The sequence below is a fragment of the Nonomuraea sp. NPDC049784 genome (genome assembly GCF_040659615.1).
In the GTDB taxonomy this organism is placed as follows: domain Bacteria; phylum Actinomycetota; class Actinomycetes; order Streptosporangiales; family Streptosporangiaceae; genus Nonomuraea.
On record NZ_JBFAMX010000016.1, the window covers coordinates 30,674 to 42,554 of the forward strand.

The window sequence follows — 11,881 nt, forward strand, 5'->3', positions numbered from 1 at the left end:
AATCTCTACACCGCAACTCAGGGACGTCTAGGGACGTCTCGTGCTAGCGTCGCAGGCGCAACACCTGGTCACGCTTGAGGTGCGCCCATGAACAACAACCTTCGCCACGCCCTCACCAACGCCCGCCTCCAGCCTGCGGACGTCGCCGCCCACCTCGCGGTTGACCCCAAGACCGTGTACCGCTGGCTCAAAGGGCGCATCCCCTACCCGCGCCACCGCTGGGCCATCGCCGACCTCCTCCAGGTCGAGGAAACCGAACTCTGGCCAGAGATCAGCCAGCAACATCGTGCTCTCAATGACGAAGTGCTGGCCATCTACCCACACCGCTGGGCAATCCCACGAGCCACATGGCGGCACCTGCTCCAGTCGGCCACCCATGAGATCGGCATCCTGACCTACAGCGGCCTCTTCCTCGCCGAGGACACCGGCATCATCCGCCTCTTGATCAACAAAGCCAAGGCAGGCGTGCGAGTACGTGTCCTGCTCGGCGATCCTGAAGCCCGTGCCGTGGCCGCGCGCGGCATCGACGAGGCCATCGGCTCCGACGTCATGGCCGCCCGGGTCCAGAACGCGCTCGCTCTGTACCAGCCCCTCGCCGGCACAGACAACGCAGAGATCCGCCTCCACGAAACGGTGCTCTACAACTCGATCTACCGCGCCGACACCGAGCTCCTCGTCAACACCCACGCCTACGGAACACCTGCTGCTCAAGCCCCTGTCATCCATCTTCGGGTTATCGAACAGGAAGCAGCCGCAGCCACCTACCTGGCCAGCTTCGAACGCGTTTGGGCAAGCGCCGAACCGTCTACACCCGCAACCAGGTCAGCCGCCAGGGGCTGACAGGAGCGCGGTAGTGGACTTGTGTGCCGGCGCAAAGGAAGAGCTGAACGGGTTAGCTTCAGCCCGATCATGGAAGTCTGCAAGCCCAGCCTCACCCATCCACCGCTGGATCAGCCCATCCGCCGTGAGCAGCGTATGTGCACAAGATTCAGAAAGCTCAACTATGCTGCCATCTGACCAGAAGTCACGATGGATCGACCAAATTGACGCAAACCCGTACTTTACGGGAGCAATTGGTCGACTAGCGGCTGCACGAAGGAGGGCTGATGCTCAGCGACACGGAGCTTGTCCTTGGCCTATCGCGTCATCTTTCAGCGTACGCGGCAGGCCCAGCGAAGGCCGGGTTGGAACAGCTGGAGTTCGCTGGGCAGATTTTTGATATGGCTTTCCGGCTCCGCAGATCGGGAACGAGCACTCCTGAGCGAGTTACAGCAATTGCTACTGAGGCTTATCTCGGTCGTCGGCAATTGCGGGACGCACTTGTGGCTCTGGAGATGCTCAACTGGGTGAAGGTTCAGCGCGATCGCAACCAGAAGCCACTGGCAGTGTCCGAGACCATCCCCGCGCCTCCGCAGCTAGTTGAGGCAGCACGCCAGGTCCTCACGATGGCCGGCGTCACCGAATGCGAGTGGGCAGCGCTAGCGATCCTGCGATCCACGACCCTCCAACCATTGCTCGTCGAACAAGCATTGCAAGTCGGTAGTGAAGCACTCGATGCTCAGGGACAGCCAGTGGGAGACGAGGCTGCTGACGAAGCACTCCGACACCTTACGTCGATCTCTCTTGTTAAGAAGGTCGTAACTGACGACAACGCAGAGGTCGTCTTCAACCCAAACGTGTGGACTGCTGGTGAGGAGATGGCCAGGGCCGCACTTTATGCAGCTAGAGCTAAAGCCACCAGTGAAGTCGCTGCGCTGCTGGAGGAGATTGCAGCCAAGCCTGGCATGCCTGAAGCTCAGGTGACTGCAACCGAGCCTAAGTGGATATCGTTTGCCGTGGCGCAAGGGCTGGTCCAACGATCCGTAATCCAGACATCTACTGGCGAGGAACGCGCTTTTCTCTTCACCCCCCACCTCAACCGGAGTCCATTCGGGGGGACCGCTGGCGACCCGTCCGGGCAAGTACGTCAGCTCGTCGGTTCTATGATCTACGCTGCTACCTTCGCTACGTATAAACTCTATAATCCCGCCGCCTTCGTCTCCAGTCTTATCAAGTACGGGGAGGCAGGGGACGCCTCACCCATTGGCACGGATTATCCGATGCTCGAGACCGCAGGGATCGTACGAGTCGTGCCAGGTAGCAGTGACGGCCGTTTCCGGATGGAGCTCCTGCAATCCGATGTCGCCGAGGACGCATTGACAATCCTCAGCGAACGCGATGATTCCGGCAACGCTTCAAATGGCGTAGCCGCGCTCCGCGCTCAGCAACGCTATGTTCACATTGACCGAGAACGGGCACGCTTGGCAGTGGACGCGAAGGCTGACGACGTGGAGCAGGCGCGCCTCATTTCTGCGCTTCGAGATGAGACCACCCGGGGCACTTTTAGGAGTCGCTGAGCGTATGACGGACCCTACGAACAGAACGGATTCCGTACACAATGCCCATAGCGGCGAGGAAGCCGGGAGAGCATCCAGCGGTCGGCGTCGGCGCGAGTCAAGGGCCGCAGATCGACGTGACATGAGTCGCGACAGTGGCACCGGGCTGGAGCTGAGGGTGGCGCGCTTGGAGTTTGCGGAAGGCGCATTTTCCAGATTGCGTGTCCCTGTACGAGCCGAGGATGCTGAACCGGGCCGGGACATACTGACCGACCTTGATATCCTAGCTATCGACGTGGACCCTCGCCTCCGAGTGAGTCGATCAACGCTTGAATGTAAAGGCGAGAAAGGCGAAGCCAAGGAGGCCGACAGGCTTTTCTGCTTGGCGGGCTTGCGCCAATATCTAGCGATACAACGAGCAGTCCTCGTTCGTCCAACTGTAAGTCGTCGAGGTCGCGCCTTGGCACGACGACTGGACATCGGAATCATGGATATTTCGACTCTACAGCACCGAGAGTCCGCGCATGAATGGCTTCCCGAAACCTTTGCGCATCTTGGAGGGGAGGCATGTCTAGCCGCCGAGGCCCGAACTGACTCTCAGCTCAAAGGACTTCCAGAGCTATCTTCTGACGTTATCACCTTCCTCCGTCATGATGCACTCCTCGCAAGTCCATACGCAATCCTTGGAGCTTTGGGAAATCTTGGACGGGCTATTGAAAGGCGAGGCGTTCTACCTGAACCTACCGGCCAAGTCATTGCAGGTCACGCTCTCATCGCTCTTCTCTTGGCGGCGCTTCAGGATGCGGCGCAGCTGGATCTCGTGCCCGCCGATGTTCTTCGGCGACGCACTGAGAGAGCTCTTACCGCAGGCAATCCTGACGACGATCACATACTTGATGTACTCAATCGGGCTGACGACCTAGTCCAATTTATGATGGATCGCGTTCACCGTGCCTATATCGAAGCAGGTGCCGCACGCCAGGAGATCCATCCGATCAAGCTCCGAGAGATCATCGAAACGCCGCCAGGATTTCTGAGCAGCTACATCGATCTAGTAGAGCGATTTAGAACGAACCCGGAGGTATCGCGCCATATTCTTCGGACTGCAGAGTTGACTTGCTTTGATGCTCTACTGGACGGCGACGCATGGACACAGCCAGCGTTTGATCACCTTTTTACGGCCGAACATCAGGGCCTCCTTCTTGCCGCTATCGCAACCCTCGGACAGGTCGCCACCAAGCAAATTGCGCAACGACTTTCGCCAATTGCAAACATTTCTTTCGATAGATCAGCCGGGGCCGCTCCAGACCGGCACACCCGAGCGCATAAAGGCGGTACGCAGTCGAATCTATTCTAGAGCCCAAGCTGACACGAGAACACGAGACGGGCATTCATAGCCCAAGCCTCGACCTGACATCACCTTGATCATCAGAAGGACCATTGTTGTTCAGTCGTCACGCAAAGCCCTCGCCACCAACGGTGAGCACGTGCAGGTGCGTGGCGCTGATCCCAAGGTGATGGAAGCCCAGCCCTGTGGGGCCGAGCCAGACCTGCTGGCCGACGATCTCCAGGTTCCCCGTGTCGGTCACCACCCGATCGACTTCGATGGCCTGCACCTGCTGCGGTTCGGTCACCGGCACCGCATCGCTGCGGCGAACGCGGCGAACGCGGCGAACGCGGCACACACTATCCGCACTGTCGGCGGACCACCGCCGAAGTGATCAAACATAACCGGGAAGGATCGCCCACCCGTGATCACCCTCGCCTCGCTGCCATCGGCCAGAAGCAGCCCCCGCCCATGACGTCCATCAGCCGCATGAACGCCTCCCGGACCGGCCCGGCCCGCGCCGCCAGCCGCGCCACCCACTCCCGCGCCCTCGAGACCGGCAGCCCGGCCCGGGCGGCGATCGCCGCCGGCTTGCGACCCGCCACCCGCATCCGCCGCACCCACCACAACACCTCCCCCGACGCCGACCGGCGGGCGAAACACTCCACCGGCAGCACCACATGGGTCGCCTGGCAGCCCCGGCACCGAGTCCGGCGCGGACGGATCCGCCACCGGATCGCCACCCATCCCCTCTCGTCACCACCGGCCTCGGTGTTCCAGCGCAGGACCGACCGCTCCCGCGCATAGCCCCCAGCCGGTCAAGACTCCGCTGCACATCAGGCAACGCAACCTCCCGGCAACGAGCCGTCGCTCCACGCTCGCCGGATCTCCCCGTACGGTGATCATCCAGGTACCTGTTCTGCACCGAGGTGGCCCGCGTGCCTGCAAGCTGGCGAGTGGGCCACCGCTACCAGTAGAAACGTCCCCACAGCGGCGGCGGAGACGAAGACGGTTGCCCCCTGCCGAACCCCACCTGATCATGCCCACGGTGAATGGCGCTAAAGATCCCCTACGTGGTCACAGAGAAGAGCGGTTGACACCACGCCGCCCCAGTTCCCACAACAGGTTCGCGGCACTCACCGCGGATGAGAGCGCCGCAGCTCGCAAATCAGCGCCTCGACGGCGGCCGGAGTCAGCGTACGGCCCGGCGGCGCGGTCGGCCACATCGGCGCCCTTCACCTCCGACAACATCTCGATCACCGCGCGATAGCGCTGCTCCACGACGCTCAACTCCACCAATGCCACCTGAGTCTCTCCCGAAGCGTCGATAACGCCACGATCAGGCACAGAAAGCGATCAAGGTGTCACGCATAACGCGAGGCCAGTGTGTCAACCATCAAGCGAGACACGACACACGACAGAACAAGATCAGAAAGCAACTTATCTGTACGTGATCAAGGGCGGCCCGCCGTTGGCGGCCCGCCGCGCGTTGGGCGGTCGCTGGCCGCGCTGCGGCTCTCCGGCCGGTCGCGGCCAGCGCGCCCACGCGCCTGACCACGACGACGTACAGCGCGAGCAGTCGAAGCGTGTCACGGGGTACGACAAAGCGATCGATGTGCGGGCCCCGGCCTGCGAACGGTCGGTCATGTCTCCGGCAGAGATCCCCGGCCCACAGATGATCATCTCGCATGGGCTGAGTTCGTGGAGTGGCTGAGGTGGAACCTGATCACCTCACACACCATCGACCCAGGCAAGCCCATCAGACCGACTCCTCCGCTCATGCCCAGCTGTGACCGCAGTACAACAGATAACCGAAGAACGGCGACCGACGAACGTACACGCGAAGCCGGGCTTGACGCTCCGCCCCGGCCCGCTGCCGCTCCGCAGTGAATCGACGGCGTACGAGGTGATCAGGGTACGAGCGGCAGCCCTCTTGCCGACAACCTCAAGGTTCGGGAACGTGCGGCGGCATGAGGTATCAAGAGTGCCTTTGTGCGACCCCAATCCGGACGTTACGCTAAGGAACTGTGACGGACCGAAGCGCGGACAGGGATTGGATTGAACACAAATATGTTCGAACATATAGAATCGCTCAGAAACTAACCCGTTTCGCTGCGGACCCCTATAGAACTATCAATGAATGGGAAGATCTGTTAGGCGACCAGTCTTATCCATCCTTTGTTCGTCCGTGGCAAAAAGAAAGCCTCCTGCACGCATTTGCCAAGCGCTTCGCGCACGATCTATTTTATGACGACACTTCTGGCCCGTATATTTCTAGAGAGGAATTTGTAGACGAGAGCATGTCCCGTGCCGTCCGTAAGAGATACCTGCCGGTCGACCTAGCGATGGGAGTATATGGCATTCCCTGGGAGCCGTTTGAGGTTCCACCCCCAGACGGTGAGATGGTTCGCGATCCGGTCATGCGCAATGTCTCGCGCTGGCAGGAATCCAATAAGGTAGCGGATGCGTGTTTCGACTACTTCGGATGGCTCTCCATCACGGAAGCGTATGAGAAACTCCTGGGCCGAATCGCCGAGGAAGTCTTTCACATAGCCTTTCAGAACCGCATGCTACTGGCTCGACTGAATCTCTTCGTCGCAAATCTCATAGCCGATGTAGAGGTGAACTCGATCGAAGACCCTGCAATAGCCCGATATTTCGCCCGCGACGGCCGTCTTAGGCGTGTTCGTATTCCGAAATGGGTCAAGCGAGCTGTGTTTTTTCGCGAGCACGGTAAGTGTGCCATCTGTGGCAAAGATCTATCTGGACTGCTGGATGCCCTCCCTCAAGAACAGTTTGATCATGTTGTTCCACTGGCGGATGGCGGACTGAATGACGTCACTAACATTCAACTCCTGTGCCAGAAGTGCAATAACGCTAAGTCCGATAAAGAGGTAATCGCGAGTGAGCGCTATCGTCGCTGGTTTAGTGTGTGAGGCTTGAACGAGATTGGGAGCTAGTCGCGTGTGGCCCTACGGCCGGTAACGGTGCTCAGGCCTGGCGGCCCTGCGCTCCGGGTCGTCTTTCCACCAGACACGCGGGTAACCGTAGCCTGCTGTACAGCAAGGAAGTACAGCAACGCCGCCTCACGTAGCCAGACCGTCCCGTACGGCCTCGCACGGTTGAGCAGCGGCGCCGGCCCTGGACCACGATCCTCCGCTTTACTCCTAATAAAGTGTTCGGCTAAGGCTGGGACGATCGCTGACTTCGGTACTCGCCTCTCGGGCTGGGGCGATCGGCTGCCGCAGCCCTCCTTCGTCGGGCCTTGCCACCGGGTAACCTGAGCTGACCACCGACGCCCCAGCAACGGGGCTAGCTTCGAATTGAAGCTACCGTCTGCTAATTAGCTTGTGTACTAATAACGTAGTCCTTCACGAGGTCAACCAACTGATCAACGCGAGAGAAGCTCTCAAAGTCCGCATCCGCAACCCCATCGAGCCCCGATAGCATCTCAACACGGTTGAATCCCGCGTTAATCATATGCTCTATATAGGGAGCAAAGGTCGACTCCGCCTGGTCGGGAAGGCACGTCTCAGTATCTCTTCCTCGGCGCCAATGATCGGACTCATTCCCCAAAGCACGAACGAGGCTTGCGAGGTCCACGAGGCATCCCATCCATGGATCAAATTGACCAGGACTGTCCCCGCGCAGCTCTCGTGCCATCGTCATGGCTGACGAACCCACAGAGTCCGTGACCATGTCGTTGAACGGCTTAATTGGGTCGTAGATCCAGATGCCAGCCAGCGTGATGCCTTGAGCCTCGATCGTCACATCCCACTTTGAGGCGCCAGCCGAACCCCCAACACGTACCTGGACCTCGTTGGGGAGAGCTTGAGTGAGAGCTGTGACCAGATAAAGGCGAATGCGATCTCGACTAGTATCCCCTTCTCCAAGAGTTCCTTGCGCTGTGCGCGCGATCTCCGCCTCAGATTCCGGTTGAACGGTCACCTGCAGAAGTCGCCCAACGATTCTCAAGAGGTCCTGCGGCTGGAGCATGAAGAGGCGACTGCCAGCCCTTTGCCGGAGTTCAGCGACAAGTTCTGGACGAGGACCACATGATCGTCCATGCACTTTCCGCCACCAATCCTCCTTTACATCGCTTGTGACCAGCAGCACATCTACACCATGGTGTGCGGCCTCTCGAAGGGTCTGCTCCCAGACCAGATAGTCACCTGCTCCACGATGATCCGGTTTATCGCGGTCCATATAGCCCGGTGGAATCTGTTCAGCCGCACGGCGATCGGCCTCCTTAAGCGCTTTTGCCAGGTCCTCCTGAGGCAAGGCATCACCAACTCGACCATCCAAGAGAGGTGCGAGGGCGGCCAGGACAGGGTCTCTGTTTGTGTCCCGAGCATCAGCCAGTGGATCTCTGCCCGTGGGTCCCTTGACTGCCTCTCGCAATGTGTTGAATGTGTCCTCGATGAGCTTTCGTAGATCGGTGTGACGCTCCTCTGGGAGGCCAACGCTCCGCGCCCAATTAGCGATCACCTCGCCCGATTGCCGTTCTGGCCGATCTAACGCCGAGATAGCTTCTTTCGCACTGTTTCGGCGATTTATGATCGTAAGCTCCCTATTGCGCCAGAACTCGTCTTTCGCCTGATGGGGCACCCAGAGGTTCCTCGCTAGCCTCTCCAGTACGGCTAGGAGGTCGGCACGGGTCTGAGGGTCGTAGCGGTACAGATTGAGCATGACGTTGGTATCCAGGACAACGAGACCCGACGTTAGGACTGATCGATAGTCCTCATCGGACGGTGAGAGGTAGCCCTCGAAGCCATCGGCCAATCCGCCACTAGACGGTCCTGTGGGTTGCTCCCCCGCGACCACACCGACTCCTCGTTCTTCGCGACGTCACTGCGTGACACGATCATCGCGGACAAATCTCCCGCATGAGGCCGGAACAAGGGAAGTCTATTTAGTTGGCTACGTCCTCCGCCCAGGAGCCGGGGGAGGTTGTCAACTACTCGATCCACGCACCACAGCTGACACATGCGCGGCGACTTCTCTGGGATCCTCGTGCTCCCAGACTCGGATCACAGTCCACCCGGCTTCATTGAGGACTCGACTCGTCTCCTCATCACGGGCCCGATTCTTTGCGATCTTCTCGTTCCAAAACTCGGCATTGATCGTCGCCGCTCGATGATGCTCAGGGCACCCATGCCAGTAACACCCGTCGACGAAGACGGCGACCCGTGCCTTGGGGAACACGATGTCGGCGCTCCTCCGAAGCCCGGGCAACGGCTGCTTCGCGACGCGATATCGCAGGCCCTCCTTATGGAGCAAGCTCCGGATCCTCATCTCCGGTTTGGTGTTCTTGCTCCGGTTTGCCTGCATGACAGCCCGAACCGCACGCGAGGAGGCCCAAGAACTATCCGGGGGTGGCTCCTCTATGAGCAGCCCTTTGGCCCACGCCCGCCTCCATGCTTCAGCCAGGTTCGCCGCACGGCTATCGTGCTCTACCTGCCCTAGATACTTCGCGGGTGATTTCTGTCGATCAGACCACCGCAAGTACGCGCGAATTCGGCGAGTGTTCGGGAGGACCTTCAGTTCCACGGAGGCACGGGCGAATCTGCCGTCGCCCAGGCCTACTACCCGCCGGTGGCGTCCGCCAGCGGCTCGATCCTGCTCCGCAGCGACTGCCGTACGACTTCTGCCAGGTCGTCCCTTCCACGCCCTGTCCGGAGGAGACTTGTCCTTCCAGCGGCTCGGGGCATCCTTAGCCGAGCTACTCACTTGCAGTTCTCCGCTTTGTCCAGGGCGGCCGCCACTGCCTTAGCGAACACCTCACCCAGCAGCACTGGCACCGCGTTTCCAAGTTGCCGCATCTGCTCCCCACGTGGCCCCTTCAGCTTTACCTCGTCAGGGAAGGTCATCACCCGTGCGGTCTCGCGCACAGTCATATACCGGTGCTTGTAGCGCCAACCATCCGGGGCGGACTTGTCACGGACTCGCTCATCCAAGAGCATTACGGACTCCCCTCCGGGAACTCCGTGAACGCCGGCCTTAACAGTCTTGGCCGGACGATCGAGCTCGTTGGGGGTGTGACCGTCGTAGATCCTCGCGTCGGGCCAGCCAATGTGATCGGTGACATCGCCAAGGTTGTGGTCGGTTCGATCCAGGAGATCATCAGTGATGGGGGGAAGCGCTTTGCCTCCAGCGCACACCCCAGCGATAGCGTCCCGAAGCGTTCGCCACGGCTTCTTGCCGTCATCCGCAGGTGGCTTCTCCGGCAAGCGGGCCAACACACGCTGCCTTACATGATCAGGAATGCCGGGGTGTCGCGCCCAGTAATCATCCTCTCCCAGGCCGAGCATGGACCGGATTAGGGCTGTTTCGGAGTATTCCGTCCTCTTCATCGAGTCTTCGAAGGCGTCCATATCAACCGGAAGGTCAGACCGGAAGGCGACGATGATCACTCGGTGGCGAATCTGGGGAACGCCGTAATCGGCCGCGTTCACTGGAACCGCCCTGACTACGTAGCGCTTCTTAGGGTCGGTCTCGGCCTGGTCGATGCGTTCTCGGAGTGTCGCGTCATGCTCCTGCCAGGTTGACTCAGGTTTACGCTCCTCGAAGGGTAGCTCCAGCTCCCTCAGGATGTATTCAAAGTACGGGGCGAAGGATGGCCGCAGGAGCCCGCGCACGTTCTCACAGATAACGGCCTTGGGTCGGATCTGTCTGATCGCTTTGAACATCTGCGGAAACATATTCCGCTTGTCTTCATCGCCCTTGGCGATGCCTCCGAGGCTGAACGGCTGGCACGGAGGTCCTCCCGCTAGGACGTCCACACCCGCATCTGCCAAGTAGCTCATGTCGAGCTCCTGGATGTCCCCCTCCACCAACGGTGGACGCTGACCTGGCTCAGGGATCGGGGGCCGCTGCTTCGGTGGAACCCGATCAGCTTTCACCGCTAGAGTCTCACAGGCCCACCTGGCGACCTCGTTGAACAGCAGTGGACGGAAGCCAGCGTTCTGGACCGCCATGGCCAATCCGCCCCCACCAGCGAAGAGTTCGACAGCCGTACGATCCTTTGCGACTTCTTCTTGCTGCTCAGACATGGGAAAACCATACCGCGGAAGAGGCGATCTTCGTATGGTTTCGAACGAACTTCGCATCCCATCTAGCGACGTGATCTAGAGTGCGCACATTGGAACCTGAGGGAGAAGGGCAGCGAGATGCCGGGTAGGCACGCCGCAGAGTTCAAGCTCAGCATCACCAAGGCCCTCAGCGATCAACTCGCGGCCGCTCTTCAATACCTGAGTCCAGCCCCCATGACCTTGGCCAACATCCGGGCGCTCTCAGCGAGAGCCGGCGTCTATCAGCTCTACCTGGGCGACGTGCTTGTCTACATCGGCAAGGCGGACAGATCTCTCCCCCAAAGGCTGGAGATGCACCACCGCAAGATCGCCGGACGTGCTGGAATCTCCATCACCGACATGAGCTTCACGTGCCTGTACGTCGAGGAGGACTTCTCCGCAGTCGCGCCTGAACGTCTACTGATCAGTCGCCACCGGAGCTTGGGTGAGATCCCGTGGAATGGCAACGGCTTCGGCAACAACGATCCCGGCAAGAACCGGGACAAGACGCAGCTCGACGCAGACCACTTCGACCGGCTCTACCCGATCGATCTGAGCTGGACCCTCGACCTCCCGGGCGGGTCGATGACTCTTGAGGAGCTATTGTCCTGGCTGGCCAGGGAGCTCCCGTATCGCTTCCGATACCAGGGATCACAAGCGTTCTCCCAGATCATCATCCGTCTGCCTGCCCGGCCATGTGTTGATGAGGTGCTCGCACTCATCTCCAGTTCGCTACCGGCCGAATGGCAGATCACGGCTCTGCCAGGCCGGTTGATCACGTACCCGAATCACGATGAGTACCCCGACAGCCTCCGCTCCTACCGAGGGGGACGGATCGTTTCCCCAGGCCAGTAAGCCGAGGCCACGGTAGCTGCTCCGCGGTGCGCGGGTTGGGATGCGGGTCGCCGACTCAGGCTGGCGCCCGCATCTCTGAGAAAACGGCATTACTCATCCGAAACCTCCAGTTCAAGCACTATCCTGAGGGACGCTGAGATGGGTTCCGTCGGGCTCGGCCTACGGGTCGCTCATCCTTGATGGTTGATGGCGAACAGAGTCCTGCATCGGAAGCGAGCGATTGTGAGCGAGAACCGGTTCATCAATGTCACCCC

General features: G+C 60.3%; 11 protein-coding genes. 6 read left to right on the forward strand and 5 right to left on the reverse strand.

Features of this window, described 5'->3' with window-relative positions; all coding sequences use genetic code 11:
* Nucleotides 1-87 precede the first annotated feature (87 nt).
* The 3 genes from AB0J09_RS06870 to AB0J09_RS06880 all read left to right on the forward strand — a co-directional run bounded on the left by AB0J09_RS06870 (nucleotide 88) and on the right by AB0J09_RS06880 (nucleotide 3,732).
* Nucleotides 88-840, forward strand: a complete 753-nt coding sequence (locus tag AB0J09_RS06870; protein WP_360686334.1) for an XRE family transcriptional regulator — start codon at nucleotides 88-90, stop codon at nucleotides 838-840.
* A 266-nt stretch (nucleotides 841-1,106) separates the two neighbouring features.
* On the forward strand, nucleotides 1,107-2,396 hold the full coding sequence (locus AB0J09_RS06875; RefSeq protein WP_360686337.1) for a hypothetical protein: 1,290 nt from the start codon (nucleotides 1,107-1,109) through the stop codon (nucleotides 2,394-2,396).
* Nucleotides 2,397-2,553: 157 nt separating this feature from the next.
* The gene (locus AB0J09_RS06880) at nucleotides 2,554-3,732 is read left to right on the forward strand and encodes a hypothetical protein (protein WP_360686340.1); all 1,179 of its coding nucleotides are present in this window, start codon (nucleotides 2,554-2,556) and stop codon (nucleotides 3,730-3,732) included.
* A 97-nt stretch (nucleotides 3,733-3,829) separates the two neighbouring features.
* On the opposite strand, the gene AB0J09_RS06885 is transcribed toward AB0J09_RS06880, so the two are convergent.
* Complete coding sequence (locus AB0J09_RS06885) at nucleotides 3,830-4,009, reverse strand: hypothetical protein (RefSeq protein WP_360686397.1); 180 nt, start codon at nucleotides 4,007-4,009, stop codon at nucleotides 3,830-3,832.
* A gap of 164 nt (nucleotides 4,010-4,173) precedes the next feature.
* Here AB0J09_RS06885 and AB0J09_RS06890 point away from each other — a divergent pair, with 164 nt between their 5' ends.
* A complete protein-coding gene (locus AB0J09_RS06890) occupies nucleotides 4,174-4,509 on the forward strand; it encodes a hypothetical protein (protein WP_360686343.1) in 336 nt (111 codons plus the stop codon).
* 270 nt (nucleotides 4,510-4,779) lie between these two features.
* On the opposite strand, the gene AB0J09_RS06895 is transcribed toward AB0J09_RS06890, so the two are convergent.
* Nucleotides 4,780-5,007 (reverse strand): hypothetical protein, encoded by a 228-nt coding sequence (locus AB0J09_RS06895; RefSeq protein WP_360686346.1) that lies wholly within the window; start codon nucleotides 5,005-5,007, stop codon nucleotides 4,780-4,782.
* A gap of 722 nt (nucleotides 5,008-5,729) precedes the next feature.
* Here AB0J09_RS06895 and AB0J09_RS06900 point away from each other — a divergent pair.
* On the forward strand, nucleotides 5,730-6,638 hold the full coding sequence (locus tag AB0J09_RS06900; protein ID WP_360686349.1) for an HNH endonuclease signature motif containing protein: 909 nt from the start codon (nucleotides 5,730-5,732) through the stop codon (nucleotides 6,636-6,638).
* 403 nt (nucleotides 6,639-7,041) lie between these two features.
* On the opposite strand, the gene AB0J09_RS06905 is transcribed toward AB0J09_RS06900, so the two are convergent.
* From AB0J09_RS06905 to AB0J09_RS06915, 3 genes are all read right to left on the reverse strand, one after another.
* Nucleotides 7,042-8,526 (reverse strand): PIN-like domain-containing protein, encoded by a 1,485-nt coding sequence (locus tag AB0J09_RS06905; RefSeq protein ID WP_360686352.1) that lies wholly within the window; start codon nucleotides 8,524-8,526, stop codon nucleotides 7,042-7,044.
* Between the two features lie 129 nt (nucleotides 8,527-8,655).
* The gene (locus AB0J09_RS06910) at nucleotides 8,656-9,033 is read right to left on the reverse strand and encodes a very short patch repair endonuclease (protein ID WP_360686395.1); all 378 of its coding nucleotides are present in this window, start codon (nucleotides 9,031-9,033) and stop codon (nucleotides 8,656-8,658) included.
* 395 nt (nucleotides 9,034-9,428) lie between these two features.
* On the reverse strand, nucleotides 9,429-10,754 hold the full coding sequence (locus AB0J09_RS06915) for a DNA cytosine methyltransferase (RefSeq protein WP_360686355.1): 1,326 nt from the start codon (nucleotides 10,752-10,754) through the stop codon (nucleotides 9,429-9,431).
* Between the two features lie 117 nt (nucleotides 10,755-10,871).
* On the opposite strand from AB0J09_RS06915, the gene AB0J09_RS06920 reads away from it, so the two are divergent.
* A complete protein-coding gene (locus AB0J09_RS06920; protein ID WP_360686358.1) occupies nucleotides 10,872-11,627 on the forward strand; it encodes an Eco29kI family restriction endonuclease in 756 nt (251 codons plus the stop codon).
* The last annotated feature ends 254 nt before the right edge of the window (nucleotides 11,628-11,881 follow it).